The following is a 21388-nucleotide window of genomic DNA, read 5'->3' on the forward strand; positions in this document are numbered from 1 at the left end:
TGCCCTCTGTTCTTTCGCTAGGCTGCGCCCATGCCGATCGCCCCCGAGTACCTGCACATGGTGTTTCCCAACGTCACGTTCCACGCACTGCTCTACGGGCGGGCGTCCCGCGACCCGAAGAAGAAGGGCCGCTCAGTTGCCGACCAGATCAACGCCGGAACAGAACTCTGCGACCAATTCAACTGGCCCATCGCGGAGGTGTTCGACCAGGACGTCGACCGTTCCGCATCCCGTCATGCCCGCCGCAAGCGGAAAGACTTCGAATCACTCATCGATGCCATCGAGTCCGGCCGTGGCCGGATCGTCGTCGCGTGGGAGGCATCTCGCTATTACCGCGACATCGAGGCTTACATTCGCCTGCGGAATGCCTGTATGGCCTCAAATGTACTGCTCTGCTACAACGGGCAGGTCTACGACCTTTCGAAGCGAGAGGACCGTAAGGCAACTGCTCAGGACGCGATCGCTGCCGAGGACGAAGCCGAAGGCATCCGCGACCGAGTGCTTCGTACGACCCGGGCACAGGCTAAGAAGGGCGCCCCGCACGGCCGGGTGCTCTGGGGCTACGCTCGCCGCTACGATCCCGATTCGGGTGAGCTGATCGAGCAGTACCCGCACCCCGAGCGCAGCCACATCGTGCTGCGCGTGTTCGAGCGAGTCGCGGCCGGGGAAACGGGATACTCAATCATGCAGGACCTGCGGGCGCACGGTGAACGGCTGCCTGGCATTCCGTGGGAGCAACACCACGTCACGACCATGGTACGCAATCGCGGCTATGCCGGACGGCGCATCTTTCAGGGCGAGGACGTCGGCGAAGCAATATGGCCTGCGATCGTCCCGATGGATCTGTTCCTTGCGGTGCAGAAGATCATCAGTGATCCGAGTCGACTCACGACGAAGGACCGGTCTGTGAAGCACCTGCTATCGGGGGTCGCCCGGTGCGGAGTATGCGCACACACGCCGCATCTGAAGGTGCTGAAATCTCGGGGCGCTCTGTCGTATCAGTGCAGCGAGAAGTACGACACCGTGATGCGGACGGACAAGATGGACGCCTACGTGGAAGAGGCCGTCATCGCGTGGCTCGCTTCGAAGGCCGCGGTCACCGCATTTCAATCGAGCGATCAGGAGCAGCGGACGATGGAGGCCCGGGCCCGAGAGGAGATGCTGACGACGCAGTTGGAGGAGGCTCGCGCGGCTGCGGGTGAGTTTGACGAGCAGAATCGGCCGAGGTTGTCGATCACCTCGCTGATGGCATTGGAAGCACGGCTGGAACCCTTGATTGACGAGGCGAAGCGTGAAGCGGAGGAGATGACAGCGCCGCCACTCTTGCGCCGGATCGTTGGAAGACCTCTCGATGAGACCGACCAGTTGTGGAACGAGTCGCTGACGGTCGAGCAGCAGCGAACGGTACTGCGGACAGTGGTCAACATCCGCCTGAACAGGGCACGCGCGAAGGGGGTGCGGTCCATCGAGCCGGGCCGGATCAATCTGACGTTTGTCGGCGAGCCGGGGTTCGTGAGTCGGTCGCCTCGCCGCCGCTCTGTGGCCTGGAACGCTCCTGCGGGGGAAGTCGGTCGGTGACAGGTGGTCGCCAGCATGGGTATCGGCTGTCGTCGGGAGGCTGGGTATGGCCAGCCTCCCGACATGGGGTGGATCTTCAGCCCGATGCAGCGCTGGGGCTGTTATCCCAGTTCTGCTCCCACAGTCCATTCCGGACGATGTGCTGGAGGTGCTCCGACATCTCGTCAAGGCACTGCTTTGTCATGTGCCCTTCGACCACGAGCCACATAAAGGAACCTTCCTGCTCGATGGGCGCGACGGCTTGGCCATTGGGGAGTTCCGCGACGAACTCCATATCCAGGTCGAAACTGCGCTCGGGGTCAGGCGTGTGGTCTGACACGGATTGATCTACCCCCTCATGCTGGGTGCACGCTGCGATTGCGTGAACGTGCGCCCGCACCCGTTGCCCCCACCGGGCGCGGCGCTTGACATTTTCAGAGAATCGTAGATCAAAACGGAACTAGCGGTTCAGTAACCAGAAAGTACGATCAATCGGATGGTTGTTCGTTGCGCGACTGCCGCCTGCGTCGAGCGTAGATCTCGGCAATCTCCGCGAACTCTTCACGGTCCCGCTGCGTCATCTCTCCAATGCGGGCGACGAGGATCCGGGTACTGCGGTCGCTACTCCATACGGCAGCGACAGAGTTAGGCGACAAGAGTTCAGCCTCGATGAACAGTTCAACGGGGTCGATTTTGATGACTCTGGCCAGGGGTTCGAAGTACTTGGGATCCGGAATGACCTTCCCGGCGAGCACTCGCCCGACACTGCTCTCGGACATGCCTGCGTCGCGGGCCAGTTGAGCTTTCCCTCCGCGCCCGTCAATGTCGTATCCGGCGCTACGTGCCGCCTCTGACACCCGGGCTCCGAACCTGTGCCGGATCGTCGCTTCGTCGCTCCTCATGGCGACAGGCTAGCGAGCGCGCAAGACGTATGTGCACCCCTTGCACACGAGCAAGATTGCAGGTAGACCTCCATGGCGGTCGCAGATCCCGACCCTTGCGCGATTCAGACAACCCGCCACTTGGCTCGATCAAGCATTGCGACACGCGGAACCTAGCTTGCGAGCAAGCTTGCTTCAGGCTAGATTTCCTAGCGCATGAGCTAGATATTCGGTCTGGCCAGCAAGGAAGGAGGTGTCATGTCATACACCCTGCGCGTTGACCGGCTGCGGGATCTCGCCCGGAAGCAAGGCGACGAGAGTCAGTACGCGATCGCCAAGCGCACCGGCCTCTCCGAACCGACCGTCTCCAAGATCGTCAGCGGGAAGCACCGGCCCCGCCTGGAAACGCTCCTCATCATCCGCCGGGCCTACGGCTGCACCGTCGATGAACTCATCGAGGAGATGTCCGCGTGACCGCCGAACAGCGTCAGCGTCTCCTCGGCAGTGCAGCAATCGCGGATATTCACGCACGAGTCGCTACTGCCCCTGAGCCGCCCCCCGAGGCCATCGCAGCACTGAAGCGGATCTTCACCCGCCCTCGCAGAAGCCAAGAACTGCCTGCGGTTCAAGCCCACGCGGCTTGAACAAGGAGGGCTGCCCAAGCCCGGCCTGGCCCGGGCAGCCCAACGGATCACCTCACACCACAGAAAGAAGAGGATCACCGTGACCACGAGTATCCCGCAGGTCGCCGCGGCCCAGGCGATGACCGACCTGCTCACTAACCACCCCGAACTCCGCTCCCTGAGCTGGGAGGTGGCAACCAACGGCGTGCTCACCGGCCGCAGCCACGACGCCACCGACGCACAGGCCGTCGAGCAGTGCGCCGCCCTGATGGGTGGCACCATCCGCACCTCGATCTTCAACAGCTTGGGCACCGGCGAGCGCCGGGCGGCTGCGCAACTGGCCACCGTGTGGCGGGGGGTGACGGTCGGGATCTGTGTGACGTACCCGGCCCCGCTCCCCTCGCTGGACGCGGAGTCGCTGCGGCAGCTCCTCGCGCCGGCCGCCGCTGTGGCGGGTGGTCAGCGATGACTGATCACATGCCGCCCGTCACGGGCCCGTTCCGTATCTACGTCGGCGCGCTGCCGACCGGGGCCAGCCTGGACGTCTCGCACTATCTGACGACGGTGATGCTGGGCCTGGCGACGGCCGCGGAGGAGGACGGCGAGAGCCTCCTCGACGAGCTGCGCGACATCGCCGAACTTGACCGGTCCGCTGGGGCGCAGGGGCTGGACTCGTACGCCGCGCACGAGCGGGACGAGCGGGTGGCCGGGCTGCTGGCGGAGATCGCCGGCGGCGGCACGGTGCCGGTGTACGGCGCCCAGGTGCTGCGGTTGGCGGAGGCTCTGCGGGCGACCGTGGCGCCGAAGTCGGTCCCGGCGCAGCGCAGCGAGGGTGGTGTGGCTGCGTGAAGATCATGCGTCACGACCAGACTGCGTTGTGCTCGTACTGCCGCCTGCCGTGGGAGGAGTTGACCCCGGTGGCCGCGGCCGACCCGGAGCTGCGGTTCGACGAGTACAGCGTTGAGGGCGAGCCCGTTTGCTGCACCGCGGCGGTCGCGGAGTTCCGGTCCGAGCGGGGCACCACCGCTGGCATCCGGAAGTCGGTTAAGGCGGAGCAGACCGACCTCGGTTGGCGGGTGCGCTGGCAGGAGGGCCGCCTCCTGCGGGCGAGGTCGTTCGGGACTCAGCAGGGTGCCGACAAGTTCGTGCAGTACCTCCGCCAGGGCGGTGTGGCATGACCGGCCCCGAGCACTACGCACAAGCCGAGCGCCTGCTGAGCGCTGCCTCGTACACCCACAGCCCGGGTGGAGAGCCAGTCAACCCTGCGGCAGCCGCACACCACTTGGCCATGGCCCAGGTGCACGCGACCCTCGCGCTCGCCTCTGCTACCGCCATGCAGGCCCCGGTCGACGGCAGCGAGCCCGGCATGAGCGGCCCGGAGTTCAGCGCCTGGCACCAGGCCGCTGGCGTGAAGCCGAAGGGCGGTGCCGAATGAGCACCGACCTGACGCCCGAGGCGGCACTGGCGCGGCTGAGCCAGTACGGCGAGCGCACGTCGACCTGGTCCAACGCCGCCTACAACGACGGCACCGAGAAGGCGCTCCACGAGATCGCGCTGTCACTGGCCGCCGAGGTTGAACGCCTGCGGGGTGAGTTGGAGCAGGTGCGTGCGGATCTCTCCGGCCGCCACGACGACCTGGTCGAGGCCCTGCACGCCTGCGACAGCTCCGAGTGGGACTTCCTGGTAACGGAGGCCGCGCGCACCCACCAGGACGCGAACACGCTGCGAGCCCGGGTCGCCGAACTGAAGGCGGCCGCATGGTCGCCGGAGATCCAACGCCGGTACCGCGAGCGGGCGCTGCAGTGGAGCGCTGCGGATCTGCTCATTGCGGCAGCACGCGACCGGGGCGAGACCGAGTTGGACATCGACGAAGTGGCCAAGGCCCTCGGCCTGGACGACGAGGACGACACCGAGGCGGGTCGAGCCCCCGCGGACGGCGCGTGCAAGCGCTGCGGTGAGGCCCCAGCTGCCTGGTGCCCGGGGTGCGCGGGCTGTGCCTGCCCCGACGGCCGAGCCGAGTCCCACCTGCCCGGCGGATCCTGCCCCACCACCCCGACAACAGGAAGGACGGCCGCCCCGTGACCGCCCCTGCCCCCAAGCTCACCGAGCAGCAGGTGAACTTCCTGCTCCAGCCCATCAGCGGCAAGCGTGTCCGCAACCTGCGCGGCATGTCCCACCTCGAAGCGTGGGATGTCCGCCGCCAGCTCATCCGGATCTTCGGCTTCGAGGGCTTCACGGTCGAGACGCAGTCCCTGGACCTCGTCGCTGAGCGGGAGTCCAAGAACGGGGACCGCTCGCGCTGGACCGTGGTCTACCGGGCGCAGGTCCGGCTCACGGTCAAGGCCGTAGACGGTCGGCCGCTCACCGTGTTTGAGGACGCCGCCGCGGGCGACGCGATCAACCAGCCGTCCCTCGGCGACGCCCACGACCTCGCTATGAAGACGGCTCTCTCGCAGGCGCTGAAGCGGTGTGCGGTCAACCTCGGCGACCAGTTCGGCCTGTCCCTCTACAACGACGGTTCGCAGGGTGCGGTGGTCATGCGGTCGCTGGCGTACATGGGCGATCCCGTGCCTGAGTCGGAGGACGCGCCGGTCGGTGCGGAACCGACGCCGGACAAGCAGGGTGCCGAGCCGGAACCGGAGCACCGGCCGACGCCCGCGCCGGCCGCCTCGCAGCAGGCCCGCCCGAAGGCCGCCCCTGACCCGGCCCCGGCGGCCGTTTCCCGTCCCGGGGCGATGCCTCCCGCCGGGGCTGCCGAGCGGCAGACCGCGCTCGACGCCATGTGGGCGGCCGCCCAGGACGCCCAGTTCGTGGACGGCCTGCCCGCCCAGTTCGTGGGTTCCTTCGGCCACTCCATCGAGCAGGGCACCGCCGCGGAGTACCGGCAGGCCACCGAGCTGATGCGCGGCTCTCAGGCCGCCTGACAACCCATCGACCGGGCGCCGCCCCTCCCTCCCCTTCGAGGGGCGGCGCCCTCTTCCGGGAGACCCCGTGAACCTGAAAGAGGCAGCGGCCCGCGAGGCCGTGCTGAAAACCCTGCTCGACGAGGTCAAAGACGCCTACAACACCGCCCGTGGCGAGACTCAGCAGCTCCTCAACGCTGCGGCTGCGGAGACCGGCACCCGGCAGGTCGCCGTCGACCTGTCGGGCGTCGGCGACATCGCCACCGTCAGCCTGTCCAGCGGCTCTGCGGAGGCCCGCGTCTCGGACCTGGAGGCGTTCACCGCCTGGGTCCGCGAGAACTACAGCACCGAGATCGAGCGGAAGTTCGTCACCTCGGTCCGCCAGGCCTTCACCGACCGCGTGCTCGGCGCGATGACAGCGGCCGGAGGAACTGAGTGGGCCGACCCGGAGACCGGTGTCATCCACGAGGTGCCGGGTGTCACCATCGCGCCGGCCCGGTCCCGCACTCACAACGTGCGGTTCAAGAAGACCGGGCGCCAGGCCGTGATGAACGCCTGGCGTACGAGCCAGCTTCCTGAGTCGGTGCTGCCGCAGCTCACCGCCGGGGGTGCCCAGTGAACTACAGGGACAGCCGACGCCTCGCGTGGGATACGGAGACCACCTCCACCGACCCGACGGAGGCGCGGATCGTCACCGCGGCGATCGTCGCCCGCGGCGGCGGCCGGCGTGACCGGACCCGCACCTGGCTGATCAACCCCGGCGTGCCGATCCCGCCGGAGACCACCGCCATCCACGGCATCGGCGACGAGCAGGCCCGCGAGCACGGTGCCGATCCGCAGGCGGCGCTCGACGAGATCGCGGGGATGCTCGCCTCCTGCCTGCGGCACGGAATGCCGGTGGTGGCCTTCAACTTGTCGTACGACTGGTCCGTCCTGCACCACGAGCTGCTGCGCCACGGGCTGCTGACCATGGATCAGCGCCTCGACGGCCGCACCCCGTACACGCTGCTGGACCCGCTGGTCCTGGACAAGCAGGTCGACAAGTACCGCCGCGGTAACCGCCGGTTGAAGACGGTGGCCAGTCACTACGGCGTGGGCCTGACCGACTGGCACACCGCCGACGCCGACGCGACCGCCGCCCTCGGCGTCGCCGACGCCCTCTTCGAGAAGTACCCGAAGCTCCGCGAAGTGGACGCCGAGGCGCTCTACCTGGCGCAGCAGGCGTGGCGGGAGGAGCAGCAGACCGGCCTCCAGCAGCACCTCCGCAAGACGGATCCGACCGCGGTGTGCGACACCGGCTGGCCGCTGATCCCCGGCCCGCGGAGGGCCGAGTCGTGAGTACCCAGACCCAGGTCGGCGTGATCGTCCTCGCGCTCTCCCTCGCGCTCCTCGTCTACATCGTGCGCGCGTGGCCGCAGACCCGGGGGCGGCACCGCGGGGGTGAGCGTCCATGACGTTCCAGGACACCGACGGCGTCACCGCTGCCGAGAACCCGGCCGCCGAACTCGCCGCGGCCCGGCGCCTGGTCGAGCGGCACGCCCGCTCCGCCGAGGATCAGCGGCTGCTGCTCGCCGCCCTCGGCCTCACGACCACCGACACCATCGAGGGACCGAAGTGACCGAGAAGCCCGATGTCCAGATGGTTGCGGTCGACGGCCGTGACGCTCTCGCCTACGTCATCATCAGGCCCGGCGACGACGCGGCCCGGCCCGTGGCCGAGGCCTCCGCGCGCGGCATCACGAAGCGCGCTGCCGCGCATCTGCTGCGGCAGATCGCGGACATGTGGGACGCGGAGACCACGAAGTGACCGCGCCCTCCCTGAGTGCCAGCCCGGCCGCCACCACGGCGGCCGGGCCCGGCCCGTTCACCGTGCTGCTCCCCGCCGGCCTACCGCTGATCAACTCCAACCAGCGCATCCACCACCACATGCGCGCCCAGCGCACCCGCCTGATTCGGGACGCAGCCCACCAAGCAACCACCGAACACGCCGAGTTGATGACCGCCCTTACGGCGGCCACCCCCGGCGCCCTGTTCGGACGGGCTCACGTCCTCGGCATCCTGCACCCGCCGTCGAACCGCCGCGCCGACCCCGCCAACTGGTACCCCAGCTTCAAGGCAGCGATCGACGGCCTGGTCGACGCCGGCCTCCTCGACGATGACGACCACGAACACCTCGTCGGCCCCGACATACGACTCCGGGAGAAGCGCAAGGGCGGCCAACTCACCCTCATCATCAGCGGCCTCCGCCCCGGCGAAGACCCCCTCGGAGTGACGGGATGAGCCGCCGCCGAAACCGCCGTGCCCCGCCGGACGAGTGGGTGCCCGGCACGCTCCTCGACTGGCGCTCCTCCACCCACTGGGCCGCAACGGAGCAGCCCTGCCGCTACTGCGGCCACGACACCCACCTCCGCGACTCGAAGAAGGCCCCGGCGCACAAGGTCTGTGCCGAGACCGCCCTCGCTCAGCAGGCCGCCGACGCGGCCGACGCCTACCACCAGCGAACGGACACCTGATGACGGAACAACTCGCTGGCGCCGAACGGGCCCGACTCGCCCAGAAGGCCGCCGACTTGTACGCGACGGGCATCTCGGTGCGCGCCGTCGCCGAGGAGATCGGCCGGAGCTTCGGCTGCACCCGGTACCTGATCCTCGAAGCCGGCGGGAAGCTGCGTAGCAGGGGCCACCGGCGCCGGTCATGACGCAGCCGGCACGGACGCCGTTGGGGGACACCAGCACGGTGCGCCCCCGCCGCGGCGTGCTCTGGCGCGTATCACTGCACGGCGGGGACTGCCGTCTCGTCGAGTGCTTCGAGGGCCCGCTCGTAGAAGTCGTAGGGCACGAGCACGGCGACGCGCCTGCGTTCGCGTCCCCTGTCGACGATGGTGACGGCTGTACCCGAACTGGCCGCTTCCCGGCAGTGCTCGGTGAGACCGGCCCGGAGCTGAGGGACGGTGCGTTCCCCAGCTTCGAGGGGGCGACGAGTTGCCGACCACGGCTTCCCTGTGACGTTGTGCACGGGGGACTCCTCACGCACCGCGTACCGCTCAGCCGCGAGAGCAAGCGGGCGGGTGTCGAACCACTCCACGGTCTTCGCTGCCACCTGCGGCCACCAGCTCTTGTCGCGTTCGTGCGCGGTCCAGCGTTCTTCGACGTTCTGGGTGATTCCTACGTACAGCAGAACGCCGCTCGCATCGTAGATGCGGTACAGGGCCGTTCGGCGGTCGTCCAGGTACACGTGGGTGCTCCTCGGTCAGGCCCGGGAGTTGTCGCCGCTCCCTGGCTGTCGCCTCGCCTCGATCGCTTCCGCTTCGGGCACGGGCACGATCGCGGCTACGCGACGCCCCCGACTGGTCACGTAGGTGACTCGGCCACGGACGGCGGTCTCGTTCACGACGTCGGACAGCGACGCCCGCAGCTCGCGGATACCGATCTCGGCGCTTGTGTTCGCAGGCATACGCACAGGGTATCTGACGTACACCAGCGTACCCAAGTGTACACTTGGGTCTACAGGGAGAGCAGGGATCCACCCTTACCCGGCCCCAGCTCCGCATGCCCTGACTGAACTGATCGAGAGAAGCCATCGCGTGGGAATCCGTCTGATCGTCGACATGCTCGACCATGCGCCGCAGGCCCTTACCCACCGTGAGGCCTACGTCCTGGTCGCCCTTGCCGAGGATGCCAACGACGAGACCAGGACCACCTGGAACAGCGTTGAGCGCCCCCAGATGCTCCGACGTGCCCGCGTGTCCCGCTCGCAGATGTACGCGGTCCTGAAGTCCCTGGTGGCCAAGGGCGCGTTGGAGAAGGTCTCCGCCGGCCAGAAGAACGGGACCGCGAAGTACCGGATCCCCGAGCCTCAGTGTCCCGAAATCCCTGACACTGACACGCCTTCTCAGTGTCCCGAGAACCGGGACACTGATGCCCCTCAGAGTCCCGGAACTCCTGACACTGACGCAGAAGCCCAGTGTCCCGAAACTCCTGACACTGAAGCGGCTCAGTGTCCCGGAATCCGGGACGTCAGTGTCCCAGAATCCGGGACCCCTACCCCTCATAACCCCTCACCAACTACCCCCTCAGCTAGCAAGCAGGAGACGCCTGCCGCCGACCGCTTCGGACCCGACATCCCCGAAGCCGCCCGCCCCCTCGTCGACGCCCTCACCGCGGCAGGCGTCACCGTCCGCTGGCCCTTCCGCGGCGACGCCTGGTTCCCCGTCCTCGCGGTCATCAAGACCGCCGGGATCCCCGCGATGGTCGACCACGCCGTCGCCGCCCGCAGCCGTACCCGCGTCGAGTCGGCCAAGTACTTCCTCCGCGGCTGGGCCGAACTCCCGCCCATCCCCGCACCCGGCACGCAACGCCCGCCGCTCCGGGCAGTCGCCGGCGGCGGACACCAGCCCTTCCAGTGCCCGCCAGCCTCCGCCTACGAAAACGACCTCGGATTCTGAGGAGCCCACCCATGACCGACCCCCAGACCTTCGCTCAGAACCGGCCCAGCGCCCTGGCCCGCCTCATGGCTGGCATCGCCGAACACGCCCCCGACACCACCGCCGGACCCGTCGACGACACCCCCAACCCGGACGACCCAGGCCACCCCGAATACCACCGTCGTCAACGCGCCGAATTCGCCCTCGGCCGCTTGACCAACGCCACCCCCTACCGCTACCGCAACGCCACCACCACCCACCCCACCATCCAGGCCTGGGCCGACCGAGCCGCCGAAGACATCCGCTCCGCAGGCTTCCTCGTCCTCAACGGCACCATCGGCACCGGCAAAACCCACCACGCCTACGGGGCGCTCCGCCGCATCGCCGAAGCCGGACCCCGCCGCTTCGAACTCATCGCCACCACCGCCCCCGACATGTACGGCCGCCTCCGCCCCGGCGGCAGCGACCGCGGCACCGAGTACGAACTCGACCGCCTCTGCCGCGTACCACTCCTCCTCCTCGACGACCTCGGCACCGAGAAGCTGTCCGAGTGGACCGAAGAAGCCACATACCGACTCATCAACGAGCGGTACAACGAATGCCTCCCGATGATCATCACGACCAACTACCTGGTACGTGCCGCCGAGGGAACCGACCTCGTCACCCGACTCGGCGAACGACTCGCATCCCGCATCGCGCAAGCCGCCGACATCGTCACCCTCAACGGCCCCGACCGCCGCCGCCACCTCGGGGTCGTCGCATGAGCACCATCGACGCACCGTGCCAGACGAACCGCTGCCCGGGCGGACCAGGAGGAACCCCGTGACTGCTCCCGCCCCGGCCGCGGTTCGGATCTGCGGCGTGGTCGCCGGCACCGCCCCGGTGCACACCGGGCCCTGCGTCCTCCGGCCGGGGCACCGCGGCCGGACCCACCAGGACGCCCACCGCGTCCAGTGGTCCGTGGTTCCGGCCGCCCGGTCGCCGCTCGCCGTGTGCGAACTCGACCGCGGCGAGAGCCCGTTTGGCTGGAGCGAGACGTGACGGCCCCTGTGCGGTGCGTGTGCGGCCGTCTCCTCCACGATCCCGTGTCCCGGGTCCGCGGCCTCGGCCCCGTCTGCGCACGCCGCCTACACGGGCAGCCAGCAGCCCGCCCGATGCCCGCCACCCCGTCCGTCGACCGGATCCCCGGGCAGACCGAACTACCCCTCATCGACCACCAGCCCACCCTCTGGAGCCTCTGATGCCCACCCGGATCCAGCGCCGCCGCACCCGCGGCTGGCGTCTCCCCGAGAACGCCGTGATCGTCAGCCGTCCGTCCCGCTTCGGGAACCCGTGCAAGGTCGGCCTGATGCAGGAGATGGGCTACGTCGACCCGCACGCGGCAGCCACCGAGTACTTCCGGCGGTGGCTTTACGGCTCCCGGTTTGGCGCCCCGACCGACGAGGCCGACCGGGCCCGTGACCGGATCCTCGCCGACCTCCACCGGCTACGCGGGAAGGACCTCGCCTGCGTCTGCCCGCCCGACCGGGCCTGCCACGGCGAGGTGCTGCTGGACCGCGCGAACCTGCCGGCCGCCGAGCTGGACGAGTGGATCCGTGGCGTGCGGGCCCGCGTCGACTGGCACCGCGTGAACGGCGGCGAGGAGCCGCTGCACCCGAGCACCGCGGGAGCGCAGCGATGACGGAGGAGCAGCGGGCCGCGCTCGCCATCCCGTGCCTCGCCTGCCAGTCCGGCCCGGGCGTGCTGTGTACGTCGCACTCCGGCATTGGCGTTCGGCGCGGCGACGTCCACCGGGCACGCCTTGCCGCGCACGCCGCGCTCGTTGACAGCGTCGAGATCGCCCTCACCGGCGGCTGCGGCCACTGCGACACCGAGGCCATCGAGATGTGCGCGGGCTGCGGCCAGTGCCGCTGCCACCTACACGACACCTGTACCCGACCCTCCCCATGACCGACCGAGTGCAGCGCCCGGGTCGTAGCCGGGCGCTGCCACCCACACCCTCTGGAGCCTTTGATGCCCGAGCCCTACTACCAGGACGAGCAGGTCACCCTGCTCCTCGGCGACGCCCTCGACGTGCTCCGCACCCTGCCGATTGGATCGGTCGACTGCATCGTCACCAGCCCGCCGTACTACGGGCTCCGTGACTACGGCACGTCCGGCCAGTACGGGTTGGAGGCGACGCCAGCCGAGTACGTCGAGACGATGCGCAGCGTCTTCAGCGAGGCGCGCCGTGTCCTCGCCGACGACGGCACGCTGTGGCTCAACCTGGGCGACTCCTATGTATGCAGTCCCAAGGGCAGCGAATCGAAGAAGCACGGTTTGAAAGGGCGCAGCAACCACACGACCACCCCGGCCGGGAAGGGCGGCAAGAACGGCGGAGGACTCGCAGCTAAGCAACTACTGGGCATCCCGTGGCGCGTGGCGTTCGCCCTCCAAGAGGACGGGTGGATCCTGCGTTCCGAGATCATCTGGCACAAGCCGAACGCCATGCCCGAGTCCGTGCGCGACCGCCTCGCCTCCCGGCACGAGCACCTGTTCATGTTCGCCAAGTCGTCGCGGTACTGGTTCGACCTGGATTCGGTCCGTGAACCGCACGCTCCAAGTAACCTGCGCCCGTACACGACGCGCAGAGGGTACGCCGCCCCCGGACAGACGGTGAACGTCAAGTCTCGCCCGAGCGGAGAACGGGGCCGCAACCCCGGCGACGTGTGGACCGTGGCCACCCGCCCATATCCGGCTGCGCACTTCGCCACGTTCCCGCTGGAGTTGCCCATCCGCTGCATCAAGGCCGGCTGCCAGCCCGGCGGGACTGTCCTCGACCCGTTCTCCGGCTCAGGCACGACCGGCGCCGCGGCCCGCCAACTCGGCCGCCGGTACATCGGCATCGACCTCAACCCCGCCTACCACGATCTCGCCCGCGCCCGGTTTGCGCAGGGAGTTCTCGACTTCGACGGCGCCGCATGACAACACCGGCCGCCCCCGTGCGACCCGGGGGCGGCCAGCCCGACCAGTCCACCACGACATGGAGTTGACTATGACCAACCGTCCGGCTGGGCCGCCCTGCGGCAACAACCCGAACTACCCGCTGTCCGACGAAGACCGCGCGGCCGTCGCAGAGTTCAAGGCGTACCTCGCCAGGCAGGCCGCGCGCACTGTCCGCCTGCGGCTCGGCCCGAATGCGGTCGCCATGGCCCAGCGCGGTGAGCTGATCACCCTGTCCGGTGGTGAGGCCGACGAGGTTGCCGACGCGGTCCTGGCCGTCCTCCCCGCGCCCGCCGAGTTCGAGCTGCGCAGCACCACGGACGTCCGGGCCGCCGTGCTCCGCGAGGCCGCCGACGAGTTGGACAGCGTCAGCAGCCAGTTCGACGCCGACACCTGCGACTGCGGTGGCTGTGCACTGTGCGCCTGGAAGGACGCCGCGAAACACCTCCGCCGCATAGCCGAGGTGGCGCCCGCTCGTATCGACCGGTGAGGACTGAACCATGCCCCCCGCTGACGAACTCCACGCCGCCGCTGCCCAGTTGAGGCACCACGCCGAGACCGCACACCGCGTCTCCCCCGGACCATGGGCCCACGACCACGAATGCGCCTACAGCAGCAACGGACTGATCGTCGCCGACCGGAGCTGCGCCAGCGACAACGGACATCCCGAACAGGTGAGGGACCTCCCGTACATCGCCCTGATGGACCCGGCCGTCGGCCTCGCGCTGGCTGCCTGGCTGGAGGAGATCGCGGCTACGCACTACCGCAGCACCCACCCCGGAGACGACCACACCGAATGCTGGTGCGGAGACGACGCGGCGCAGTGCCGGATGATCCGGCACGCGCTGGCCGTGGCCCGCGCCATCCTCGACACCCAGGAGACCCCGTGACCCGCATCTTCTACGACACCGAGTTCCACGAGAACGGCACCACGATCGACCTCATCAGCATCGGCATGGTCCGCGAGGACGGCCGCGAGCTGTACGCCGTCAGCTCCGAGTTCAACCAGGCCGCCGTCCTCCAGCACCCCTGGCTCCGCAAGCACGTCTGGCCCACCCTGCCCATCCGTACCACCGAGGGCACCCGCGGTGTAGAGGCGCTCGACCTCGACCACCCCGCCGTTCGGTCACGTGCGCAGATCGCCCGTCTCGTCGCCCAGTTCATCCTTGACACCCCTGACCCGCAGCTCTGGGCGTGGTTCGGCGCGTACGACCACGTCGCGTACGCCCAACTGTTCGGCCCCATGATCGATCTACCAGCCGGATGCCCGATGCACACCTGCGACCTGGTTCAAGAGGCGCAACGCCTCGGCCTCAGCATGGAGGACCTCCCGCCCCAGCCGGACGGAGTGCACAACGCGCTCGCGGATGCCCGTCACAACCTCGTCCGCGCCCAGTTCCTCGACCAGGTCGGCCACCGCATGACCCTTGACACAACCGGAGGAATTACCACGTGACCAGCACCGGCACCGTCACTGCGTTTCTCAACGACCTCGCCGCCCTGACCCGTAAGCATGGTCTGGAGATCGGCGGCTGCGGCTGCTGCGGATCACCCTTTATCCAATCCCTCACGAGCGAGCAGTACGCCTTCGATTTCGCCGGTGAGGGATTGACGTACGACCGCAGAACCGGCCAGTACCAGACCGACGAGATGCCCACTTCCGCCAGCGAGGACGCCTCATGAGCCATCCCAGCGCAGGTGTTGAGGGCGCCGAATGATCGACAGCCAGACCTCCGAAGAGCGGACCATTGCCCTCTACGGTCACCACTTCGGACGGGTCATGAACAGGCTGGTGGACATCCCTCACAGCCCGGCAGGGACGTCGGTCATCGTGAAGGAAGTCTTGGTACGCCAGACCTATGCGGAACTGGGCAGACACTGCGGTGCCCTTGATCGCGTGCTTCTACTGCACTGCCTCGATGAGGCCACCGGGAGCTGCCTGCACTGCTCAAGACTCGGAGGCCCTGGGAACTCGGTCCCCTGGCCGTGCCCGACGACCACCATATTGGCCAAACTCCAGGAACCCTGATCCCGGCAAATGGGGCGCGCCCTCTGACCTCCCCAGGCCGGGCGCGCCCCAACAGCGGCGAGGCAACCGTAACTCGATCAAGGACCCGCGATGATCGATGCTCTCGTCCCCGACTTCCTCCGCGCCCTCCCCGCCCACACCCACACCCCCTGCCACCGCCGCAGTGACCTGTTCACCGACAAGCCCGGTACCGGTGACGACGATCCGACCGCGTACGCCAAGGCGCTCTGCGAGGGCTGTCCTATCCAGCGCGGCTGCCTCGACCACGCCATCCGCACCGGAGAAACCCGCGGCATCTGGGGCGGCCTCACCCCCAAGGAACGCCGCGCCCGACAGCGCCCGGACTGCGGCACCGAACGCGGATGGCGCAGCCACCTGTCCCGTGGGGAGTCCTGCCTCACCTGCCGCGAAGCCCACGACTACCGGCTCCGCGAGCAGCGCCTCGCCCGCCTCTCGCACGAACACACCGAGCACGGCGGTTCGTTGACCGGGTACCGCCTGGAGCTGCTCCTCGGCCTACCGACGTGTGTACGGTGCCGACAGGTCCGGCAGGCGTACTACGCGGGCCGACCCCGGGCAGCGAAGTGGTACCGGCGCGGAATGTCAGCGGCCACGGCGGCGTAGCGAGTCAGCCCCAGACGTTCAGACCGCCGCCAAGCCATTCGATCAGCTCCCACCTAGCGGCGCTCCTCCTGGCACTTCTCGCAGTCGTAGGCGGTACGTTCCCGATCGGTGTGCCTAGTGCAGAAGCGTCGGTTCATGCTGTCCAGCCTCTGCCGCATCTCCTTCGGGGGGACGACATCGACGGTGACCGAAGTGCGCCATCCGTCGTCGGTGTGGCCGGCGCTGTGGAGCCACCGGAACTCTGAGGCGTGCACGACGGCTCCGAAGTCCTCCAGGAAGAGGGGTTCCAGGCGGCTGACAGGGTCTCCAGTTCGGTCCATTGTCTCGACGTGCCCCCACGCGATAAGCGGGTGCCACGTCTCACCCTCGGTGGTCGGGTCTTCGCCACGCTTCGTCTGACGAACCTCGGTACACACGAGCCAGCCTTCGGGGGCGGGCAGCGTGCTGACGATCTTCCCGCCGTATTCGAGGCCGTGTACGTGATCGTAAACGGTCTGGTCGGTCACTGCTTCTCCTTCGTTTCATCTGTCGGCTCACCGGTGGGTCCCCTGCTCGGCTTTTGCCGCGACCAATTCTCGCGGGGTACACGGGAGTTAGGGCGACTTCCGGCCCTCTCGGCGACAGTCCCCGCCGGTCAAGTCCCGGATGATGATCGTCCGCAAGACGGCTGTATGGCGGGTTCCTCGGGCAACAGCACGTGTAGGGTCTCGCGGCTCGTGTCGGACGTCGGTCTCGTGACCTGCGGGTCCGTCCGCTGTCTCACGTCATGTCGGACGCTCGCCGTCTCAGCTCCGTGTCGGGAATCGCTGGCACCAGCGAGCAGCTGCGACGGCGCGACCCGCTGAACTGCGGTGTCTCGCGGTCGATGTCGGATCCGACTTCCATCCGACATCGACCGTGAGATTCCGACACGGGATTTGAGATCCCACAACACGTGCCTAGTAGGTCTCGAAGTCCTTCGCGCGGCTGTAGTGACCTTGGAACACGGCGGTCACCGTTCCGGTAGAGCCGTGCCTGTTTTTGGCCACGATGAACTCGATCTCGCCCGCGGTCGGGGTCTCCTTGTCGTAGTAGTCGTCCCGGTGCAGCAGGATCACCGCGTCGGCGGCCTGCTCGATCTCTCCGGACTCGCGTAGGTCGGAGAGCTGCGGTCGTTTCTCCTCGCGGCTGGTCGTGGCGCGGGAGAGCTGCGCGGCGGCGAACACGGTGATGTTGAACTCGATGGCCAGTTCCTTGAGGCCGCGCGCGATGGCGTCGACCTCGTTCGTCCGGTTGCCGCCCTTGCCGAGGGTGGCTGGCTTGACGATCTGGAGGTAGTCGACGGCGACAGCGACGGGCAACCGGCCTTCGAGTGACCACTTGCGGAGCTGCGCGCGGATTTGCGCGACGGTGATGCCTCCGGGCGGCACGACCAGGCGCAGCGGCGCACCCTTGATGCGTTCCTTGGCCTTGGCGTACCGGTCGTGTTGCTCGCGGGCGAGTTCGCGTCGGCGGATGGCGTGCTGAGAGATCGACGCTTCGGCCGCGACCAACCGGGAGACGAGTTCGGGCCGGGCCATCTCCAGCGAGATGAATGCGGCGGGCAGGTTGTGGCGGATGGACAGGCAGCGCACGAGGTCGAGGAGCACGACCGACTTACCCATGCCGGGGCGGCCGGCGACGATGACGAGGTTTCCGGGGCCGGTGCCGAGCACGGCGCCGAGGTCCATGTACGGCATGGGCAGACCCGGGTTCGGCCCCTGCTCCTGTTCGCCCTCCCAGTCGTCGAGCGCAGCCCCCATGTCGTATTCCCATCCGGCTGGGTCCTGTCCGGTGTCGAGAGCGGGGGCGAGGCTCAGGAGTTCACCGGTTGCGTCGTTGACGAGGTTCCGGGCCTCGTCAATGTCGGCCTGTGCGTTCGCGTAGCCCTTCTGCATCAGGCGGGTACCGGACTCGATGATGTTCCGGGCGATCGACCGGGCAAGGACGATCTCGGCGTACTGCTCGCCGCTGCCCGGGGTCGCGCAGGCTTGGATGCACTGGTGCAGGTAGCTACGTCCGCCAGCGCGGGACTCCTCGCCGCGGCTGACGAGTTCGTTGGCGACGGTGATCGGGTCGGGCTTCCCGCCCTGCTCGTACACGGCGGTGATCGCGTTGTAGATCAGTTGGTGCGCGGGGTGGTAGAGCGCGGCGGCGCCGGTCTCACCGAGGACGGCGGCAACGTCCACGATGGGGTTGGCGTAGCCGATCGGCTGCATCATCGCGCCGAGCATTCCCTGTTCGGTCTCGGAGTCGTGCGGGGGTACACGCTCCAGAGCGGCGGCCTGGTCCTCGTACTGTGCGGGTACGGTGAGGGTCATTGCGGCACTCCTGTCTGGTCAAAGGGTGGTGAGTGTCCGGCGGGTCACCCCGGGCATGGGGTGGCCCGCCTTTCGCGTTACGCGGTGGCGCGAGCCTTGCGGCAGGCGCAGCGAATCGGGCTTTCCTGCAACACGTCCTCGGGCCGGTACAGGACGCCGGACCCGTCGCACTCCCCGGCCAGGCACTGGCTCTTGGCCGGTTCCCGTGCTGCGGCGGGTGCGGGGCAGTCGCGGTGGGTGCGGGCGCGGCCGAGGTCGAGGTAGCGGCGGGCGACCATGAACGGCACGACCGAGCCGAGGAGCCATTCGGGGGTGTCGCCGTCCGCGATGGCGTCGGCGGCGTCGGCGGTGATCTGGACGAGTTGACGACGGCCGGGTGCGGTGCCGTGCGCGGTACGCCACTGGGCGGCCAGCGCGGCGGCGATCGCATCCCCGGTGTTCTCGGGGACCTGCCCGGTGCGCTGCGGCGGGAGGTGGGGGGTGGTTCCGCGCGCAGCGCCGTTCTCTCTCTCACCGGTCTCGGCATCGGCCCCGACGGCGGGCGCCGCCGCGTCGGCGGCGTCAGCCTGAGAGAGAGGTTCAAGAACAGGATCAAGGACCTCTCTCGGGTGTCTCTGAGACACCCCGTGCGTGTCTTCAAGACACCCCGTATCGGTCTCAGAGACACCCCGTACGCCTCCCTCGCAGGGTGTCTCAGAGACACCCCGCTGTGTCTTCCGCCTGCGCTGCGGCGCGGCCTTACCGACGTCGCTGCGGGTGTTCTTGCCGGGTGCTGGGGCAATCTCCGGGCGGTTCTTCGGCGTCAGGGGCGGTAGCCCATGCTGCTGGCGCTCTTCGTTCACGTCGGCGAGCTGCTGTGCGGAGTACCACGCTGCTGGGATCAGGAGGTCATAGACGACCGGGCGCCGGTCGGCGCGGATGTACTCAGCGGCCCGCTGGTCGCCCTGCGCGATAAGGCGGCGCTCCTCCATCCGTTGCAGCGCCCGCAGGACCGTCCGCGGGGCGATGCAGGTCCGGTCGGCGATGGTTTTCCGGGCCGGGAAGGCGCCGCACCCGTCGGCGCCCGCCTTCTCGGCCAGCATCATCAGGACCGCGAACTCGTTCACGTCGGCGATGGGTGCGGACATGCTCGCCCACGCCGTGGCCATGTAGCTCACCGAGCGCCCCCTGTGGATTCCGCGTGGTGCCCGCGGTGGCCGGAGTCGCCCCCGGCCGCCGCGGTGGTGCAGTTCGTCACCAGGCGACCCCGGCAGTCCCAACAGCGACCGGACCAGCAGCGTTGCCGCCCGCGGCGGGCGACGGGATACATTGGCGTCGGCTCAAGGCGCTTCTCCTTGGGTCCGTGCCCCTGGCGGCGCTCACCGCGCAGGGGCCACTCTTTGTGGTCGCTCGGACGCTAAGGGCGCATACGGCGCGCTCCACCGGTCACCGCCAGTGCGTCCCGCATCGCCTGCAACCGGGCCTGGAACGCGGGGAGTTGCGACAACAACTGCTCCAGGCCGTCCGCGTCCAGTCCCTCGCCCTGCCCGTAGTCGGTCCAGACGGACACGACCGGCGGGTGTGCGGGGTCCGCGAACTCATCGAAGACTTCCGCGACGACCGTCATCCCGCCGGGCAACGCGAGCTGCGCCGCAGGAACTTCGGTGTCGTGCGCCTCGTGGGTCAGGACAGTCACGCCCCCACCCCCCGGTCGCCCAGCGTGCGGGCGAGGCCGCGGATCTGGGCGGCGAACGCGACCAGGCCGTCCGCGAACTGGTCGGCCTGCGCGGCGTCCAAGCGCAGGAGGAACCCGTCGCCGTCGCTGATGATGATCCCGGCTTCCCGTTCCTGCGGGGTGCGGGCCGCGGGGTTGGCGCCGATGCAGGCGTAGGCGAAGAGCTGGGAGCCGTCGCCGTGCTGGTCGGCCGCGGGGTCGAACCCGTCGGCCATCAGGTCGACGTGGTTTCCGGAGTGCGTGAGGTCTTCGAGGCGCGCTTCGGGTTCGGTGACGTGGTCGATGGTGCACCAGGTGGGGCAGGCGACGAGGATGCGCTGCCCGTCGATCTCAGCGGGCACGAGGCGGGTCGGGGCGGTGGCCTGCGGTGCGGGCAGGGTGATCGTCACGGGGGCGTGGAAGGTGGTGGCCATCAGACGTTCACCTCGTTCGCGTGCAGCTCGATGGCGGTGCGGAGCGCTCGCAGCGTCGAGCGGGGGTCCGGGGCCGTGCTGATCGCGTCGTCCATGGCGGACAGGGCCAGGGAGAACGCGGCGTGCGAGAACTGCTCGGACTCCGACTCGTCCAGCGGGGACAGGGCCGGGTTCAGGGCGTCAGCCAGGACACGCCGGTCGGCGATCAGACCCAGCAGGCTGGTGGTGGCGTCCCGGACCGCCTGGTCCATGTCGGCCAAGAGGTCACTGGTGCATACGGGCACGTCAACGGTACGGTTCACGACGAACCTTTCTTGTTCGAGTGGGGTTCTTGATCAGCGAGTTCCAGCTCGCTGGTTTTCTGCGGCCGGGCGGTCTCTACACCGCTCGGCCGTTTTACTGCTCGGACGACGCTTCGCTGCTCTTCTCGGGACGGGACACCTTCCCCGAAGACTTGCTAGTACGAGTGCCCTTGTGTCCACGGAAAGCGTCTTGGACAAGGCTCACCTTGATCTGGAGCCGGTCCGCGATCTGCCGGTACGAGAGCCCGTTACCGTCGGCCCATAGGTCCTGGATCAGCCTGGTCCGTTCTTTCGACCACTCCTTGTTGCGCTCGACCTGAGCGGCCATGACTTTGCTCTTGGCCCGCACGCGCTCCTCGATGTCCTCGATCTGCTCGATCGCGGCGATCGCTTCAGCCACGCGCTGCACCTCCTCGCTGGTCTCCGACATGGTGGCCTCTTCTTCAGGGGAGGCCGCTTGACTCCACTGTAGGGTGCCCCTACAGTGGAGCGCAAGACGGACGCTCCAGTCCAACAACAAAGCCCCGGCCAGGTGGTGACACACCTTCAGCCAGGGCACAGACGCCGGGCCCGGTGGTGACACACCGGGCCCGGCACCC

At 68.7% G+C, this 21388-nt stretch carries 38 protein-coding genes; 27 read left to right on the forward strand and 11 right to left on the reverse strand.

Annotation, left to right across the window (positions count from 1 at the left end; all coding sequences use genetic code 11):
• Positions 1 to 30 precede the first annotated feature (30 nt).
• Positions 31 to 1578 carry a recombinase family protein gene (locus ACFVST_RS02465; protein ID WP_390146063.1) on the forward strand — a complete coding sequence of 516 codons (1548 nt, stop codon included), beginning with the start codon at positions 31 to 33 and terminating at the stop codon, positions 1576 to 1578.
• A 76-nt stretch (positions 1579 to 1654) separates the two neighbouring features.
• Here the strand turns inward: ACFVST_RS02465 and ACFVST_RS02470 are convergent, their stop codons facing one another.
• Entirely contained in the window at positions 1655 to 1897 is a 243-nt protein-coding gene (locus ACFVST_RS02470) for a hypothetical protein (protein WP_390146065.1), read from the reverse strand.
• Positions 1898 to 2045: 148 nt separating this feature from the next.
• A complete protein-coding gene (locus ACFVST_RS02475; protein ID WP_390146067.1) occupies positions 2046 to 2459 on the reverse strand; it encodes a helix-turn-helix domain-containing protein in 414 nt (137 codons plus the stop codon).
• Between the two features lie 237 nt (positions 2460 to 2696).
• Here ACFVST_RS02475 and ACFVST_RS02480 point away from each other — a divergent pair, with 237 nt between their 5' ends.
• From ACFVST_RS02480 to ACFVST_RS02545, 14 genes are all read left to right on the forward strand, one after another.
• On the forward strand, positions 2697 to 2912 hold the full coding sequence (locus tag ACFVST_RS02480; RefSeq protein ID WP_390146069.1) for a helix-turn-helix transcriptional regulator: 216 nt from the start codon (positions 2697 to 2699) through the stop codon (positions 2910 to 2912).
• Positions 2913 to 3161: 249 nt separating this feature from the next.
• A complete protein-coding gene (locus ACFVST_RS02485) occupies positions 3162 to 3530 on the forward strand; it encodes a hypothetical protein (protein ID WP_390146071.1) in 369 nt (122 codons plus the stop codon).
• Positions 3527 to 3910 (forward strand): hypothetical protein, encoded by a 384-nt coding sequence (locus ACFVST_RS02490; RefSeq protein WP_390146073.1) that lies wholly within the window; start codon positions 3527 to 3529, stop codon positions 3908 to 3910. The genes ACFVST_RS02485 and ACFVST_RS02490 overlap by 4 nt, the downstream gene beginning before the upstream one ends.
• On the forward strand, positions 3907 to 4239 hold the full coding sequence (locus ACFVST_RS02495) for a hypothetical protein (RefSeq protein ID WP_390146075.1): 333 nt from the start codon (positions 3907 to 3909) through the stop codon (positions 4237 to 4239). The genes ACFVST_RS02490 and ACFVST_RS02495 overlap by 4 nt, the downstream gene beginning before the upstream one ends.
• 110 nt (positions 4240 to 4349) lie before the next feature.
• A complete protein-coding gene (locus ACFVST_RS02500; protein WP_390146076.1) occupies positions 4350 to 4496 on the forward strand; it encodes a hypothetical protein in 147 nt (48 codons plus the stop codon).
• On the forward strand, positions 4493 to 5143 hold the full coding sequence (locus ACFVST_RS02505; RefSeq protein ID WP_390146078.1) for a hypothetical protein: 651 nt from the start codon (positions 4493 to 4495) through the stop codon (positions 5141 to 5143). The genes ACFVST_RS02500 and ACFVST_RS02505 overlap by 4 nt, the downstream gene beginning before the upstream one ends.
• Entirely contained in the window at positions 5140 to 5985 is an 846-nt protein-coding gene (locus tag ACFVST_RS02510; RefSeq protein WP_390146080.1) for a Rad52/Rad22 family DNA repair protein, read from the forward strand. The genes ACFVST_RS02505 and ACFVST_RS02510 overlap by 4 nt, the downstream gene beginning before the upstream one ends.
• A 67-nt stretch (positions 5986 to 6052) precedes the next feature.
• Positions 6053 to 6583, forward strand: a complete 531-nt coding sequence (locus ACFVST_RS02515; protein ID WP_390146082.1) for a hypothetical protein — start codon at positions 6053 to 6055, stop codon at positions 6581 to 6583.
• The gene (locus ACFVST_RS02520; protein ID WP_390146083.1) at positions 6580 to 7302 is read left to right on the forward strand and encodes an exonuclease domain-containing protein; all 723 of its coding nucleotides are present in this window, start codon (positions 6580 to 6582) and stop codon (positions 7300 to 7302) included. The genes ACFVST_RS02515 and ACFVST_RS02520 overlap by 4 nt, the downstream gene beginning before the upstream one ends.
• A 112-nt stretch (positions 7303 to 7414) precedes the next feature.
• On the forward strand, positions 7415 to 7582 hold the full coding sequence (locus tag ACFVST_RS02525) for a hypothetical protein (RefSeq protein WP_390146085.1): 168 nt from the start codon (positions 7415 to 7417) through the stop codon (positions 7580 to 7582).
• Positions 7579 to 7770, forward strand: coding sequence for a hypothetical protein (locus ACFVST_RS02530; protein ID WP_390146086.1), 192 nt, complete (start codon positions 7579 to 7581; stop codon positions 7768 to 7770). Before ACFVST_RS02525 ends, ACFVST_RS02530 begins: the two co-directional genes overlap by 4 nt.
• A complete protein-coding gene (locus ACFVST_RS02535) occupies positions 7767 to 8243 on the forward strand; it encodes a hypothetical protein (RefSeq protein ID WP_390146088.1) in 477 nt (158 codons plus the stop codon). Before ACFVST_RS02530 ends, ACFVST_RS02535 begins: the two co-directional genes overlap by 4 nt.
• Positions 8240 to 8476 (forward strand): hypothetical protein, encoded by a 237-nt coding sequence (locus ACFVST_RS02540; RefSeq protein WP_390146090.1) that lies wholly within the window; start codon positions 8240 to 8242, stop codon positions 8474 to 8476. The genes ACFVST_RS02535 and ACFVST_RS02540 overlap by 4 nt, the downstream gene beginning before the upstream one ends.
• Positions 8476 to 8661: a helix-turn-helix domain-containing protein gene (locus ACFVST_RS02545; protein ID WP_390146092.1), complete on the forward strand. Its 186-nt coding sequence runs from the start codon at positions 8476 to 8478 to the stop codon at positions 8659 to 8661. The genes ACFVST_RS02540 and ACFVST_RS02545 overlap by 1 nt, the downstream gene beginning before the upstream one ends.
• 71 nt (positions 8662 to 8732) lie before the next feature.
• Here ACFVST_RS02545 and ACFVST_RS02550 read toward each other — a convergent pair whose 3' ends face one another.
• The gene (locus ACFVST_RS02550) at positions 8733 to 9197 is read right to left on the reverse strand and encodes a GIY-YIG nuclease family protein (protein WP_390146094.1); all 465 of its coding nucleotides are present in this window, start codon (positions 9195 to 9197) and stop codon (positions 8733 to 8735) included.
• 15 nt (positions 9198 to 9212) lie between these two features.
• Positions 9213 to 9416, reverse strand: a complete 204-nt coding sequence (locus ACFVST_RS02555; protein WP_390146095.1) for a type II toxin-antitoxin system prevent-host-death family antitoxin — start codon at positions 9414 to 9416, stop codon at positions 9213 to 9215.
• Positions 9417 to 9546: 130 nt separating this feature from the next.
• Here ACFVST_RS02555 and ACFVST_RS02560 point away from each other — a divergent pair, with 130 nt between their 5' ends.
• The 12 genes from ACFVST_RS02560 (at position 9547) to ACFVST_RS02615 (ending at position 16021) form a co-directional block, all read left to right on the forward strand.
• On the forward strand, positions 9547 to 10407 hold the full coding sequence (locus tag ACFVST_RS02560; RefSeq protein ID WP_390146097.1) for a hypothetical protein: 861 nt from the start codon (positions 9547 to 9549) through the stop codon (positions 10405 to 10407).
• 11 nt (positions 10408 to 10418) lie between these two features.
• Positions 10419 to 11150: an ATP-binding protein gene (locus ACFVST_RS02565; RefSeq protein ID WP_390146099.1), complete on the forward strand. Its 732-nt coding sequence runs from the start codon at positions 10419 to 10421 to the stop codon at positions 11148 to 11150.
• A gap of 58 nt (positions 11151 to 11208) precedes the next feature.
• On the forward strand, positions 11209 to 11427 hold the full coding sequence (locus ACFVST_RS02570) for a hypothetical protein (RefSeq protein ID WP_390146101.1): 219 nt from the start codon (positions 11209 to 11211) through the stop codon (positions 11425 to 11427).
• A 17-nt stretch (positions 11428 to 11444) separates the two neighbouring features.
• On the forward strand, positions 11445 to 11627 hold the full coding sequence (locus ACFVST_RS02575) for a DUF6011 domain-containing protein (protein ID WP_390146282.1): 183 nt from the start codon (positions 11445 to 11447) through the stop codon (positions 11625 to 11627).
• Entirely contained in the window at positions 11627 to 12067 is a 441-nt protein-coding gene (locus tag ACFVST_RS02580) for a DUF4326 domain-containing protein (protein ID WP_390146103.1), read from the forward strand. The genes ACFVST_RS02575 and ACFVST_RS02580 overlap by 1 nt, the downstream gene beginning before the upstream one ends.
• A complete protein-coding gene (locus ACFVST_RS02585) occupies positions 12064 to 12336 on the forward strand; it encodes a hypothetical protein (RefSeq protein WP_390146105.1) in 273 nt (90 codons plus the stop codon). Before ACFVST_RS02580 ends, ACFVST_RS02585 begins: the two co-directional genes overlap by 4 nt.
• 63 nt (positions 12337 to 12399) lie before the next feature.
• Complete coding sequence (locus ACFVST_RS02590) at positions 12400 to 13350, forward strand: DNA-methyltransferase (protein ID WP_390146107.1); 951 nt, start codon at positions 12400 to 12402, stop codon at positions 13348 to 13350.
• A gap of 70 nt (positions 13351 to 13420) precedes the next feature.
• A complete protein-coding gene (locus ACFVST_RS02595) occupies positions 13421 to 13858 on the forward strand; it encodes a hypothetical protein (RefSeq protein WP_390146109.1) in 438 nt (145 codons plus the stop codon).
• 10 nt (positions 13859 to 13868) lie between these two features.
• Positions 13869 to 14258 carry a hypothetical protein gene (locus ACFVST_RS02600; RefSeq protein WP_390146111.1) on the forward strand — a complete coding sequence of 130 codons (390 nt, stop codon included), beginning with the start codon at positions 13869 to 13871 and terminating at the stop codon, positions 14256 to 14258.
• Positions 14255 to 14824, forward strand: coding sequence for a 3'-5' exoribonuclease domain-containing protein (locus tag ACFVST_RS02605; RefSeq protein ID WP_390146113.1), 570 nt, complete (start codon positions 14255 to 14257; stop codon positions 14822 to 14824). Before ACFVST_RS02600 ends, ACFVST_RS02605 begins: the two co-directional genes overlap by 4 nt.
• Positions 14821 to 15051 (forward strand): hypothetical protein, encoded by a 231-nt coding sequence (locus ACFVST_RS02610; RefSeq protein ID WP_390146115.1) that lies wholly within the window; start codon positions 14821 to 14823, stop codon positions 15049 to 15051. Before ACFVST_RS02605 ends, ACFVST_RS02610 begins: the two co-directional genes overlap by 4 nt.
• Before the next feature lie 436 nt (positions 15052 to 15487).
• Positions 15488 to 16021 (forward strand): WhiB family transcriptional regulator, encoded by a 534-nt coding sequence (locus ACFVST_RS02615; RefSeq protein WP_390146117.1) that lies wholly within the window; start codon positions 15488 to 15490, stop codon positions 16019 to 16021.
• A gap of 53 nt (positions 16022 to 16074) precedes the next feature.
• Here the strand turns inward: ACFVST_RS02615 and ACFVST_RS02620 are convergent, their stop codons facing one another.
• From ACFVST_RS02620 to ACFVST_RS02650, 7 genes are all read right to left on the reverse strand, one after another.
• Positions 16075 to 16527, reverse strand: coding sequence for a hypothetical protein (locus ACFVST_RS02620; protein ID WP_390146119.1), 453 nt, complete (start codon positions 16525 to 16527; stop codon positions 16075 to 16077).
• 432 nt (positions 16528 to 16959) lie between these two features.
• Positions 16960 to 18360, reverse strand: a complete 1401-nt coding sequence (locus ACFVST_RS02625; protein WP_390146121.1) for a replicative DNA helicase — start codon at positions 18358 to 18360, stop codon at positions 16960 to 16962.
• A 77-nt stretch (positions 18361 to 18437) separates the two neighbouring features.
• Positions 18438 to 19517 carry a helix-turn-helix domain-containing protein gene (locus ACFVST_RS02630; protein ID WP_390146123.1) on the reverse strand — a complete coding sequence of 360 codons (1080 nt, stop codon included), beginning with the start codon at positions 19515 to 19517 and terminating at the stop codon, positions 18438 to 18440.
• 239 nt (positions 19518 to 19756) lie between these two features.
• Positions 19757 to 20035: a DUF6907 domain-containing protein gene (locus ACFVST_RS02635; RefSeq protein ID WP_390146124.1), complete on the reverse strand. Its 279-nt coding sequence runs from the start codon at positions 20033 to 20035 to the stop codon at positions 19757 to 19759.
• Entirely contained in the window at positions 20032 to 20487 is a 456-nt protein-coding gene (locus tag ACFVST_RS02640; RefSeq protein ID WP_390146126.1) for a DUF6907 domain-containing protein, read from the reverse strand. The genes ACFVST_RS02635 and ACFVST_RS02640 overlap by 4 nt, the downstream gene beginning before the upstream one ends.
• Complete coding sequence (locus ACFVST_RS02645) at positions 20487 to 20738, reverse strand: hypothetical protein (protein WP_390146128.1); 252 nt, start codon at positions 20736 to 20738, stop codon at positions 20487 to 20489. Before ACFVST_RS02645 ends, ACFVST_RS02640 begins: the two co-directional genes overlap by 1 nt.
• 145 nt (positions 20739 to 20883) lie before the next feature.
• The gene (locus ACFVST_RS02650; RefSeq protein WP_390146129.1) at positions 20884 to 21219 is read right to left on the reverse strand and encodes a hypothetical protein; all 336 of its coding nucleotides are present in this window, start codon (positions 21217 to 21219) and stop codon (positions 20884 to 20886) included.
• Between the last annotated feature and the right edge of the window lie 169 nt (positions 21220 to 21388).

The organism is Streptomyces sp. NPDC058045, from assembly GCF_042885635.1.
Lineage (GTDB): Bacteria > Actinomycetota > Actinomycetes > Streptomycetales > Streptomycetaceae > Streptomyces.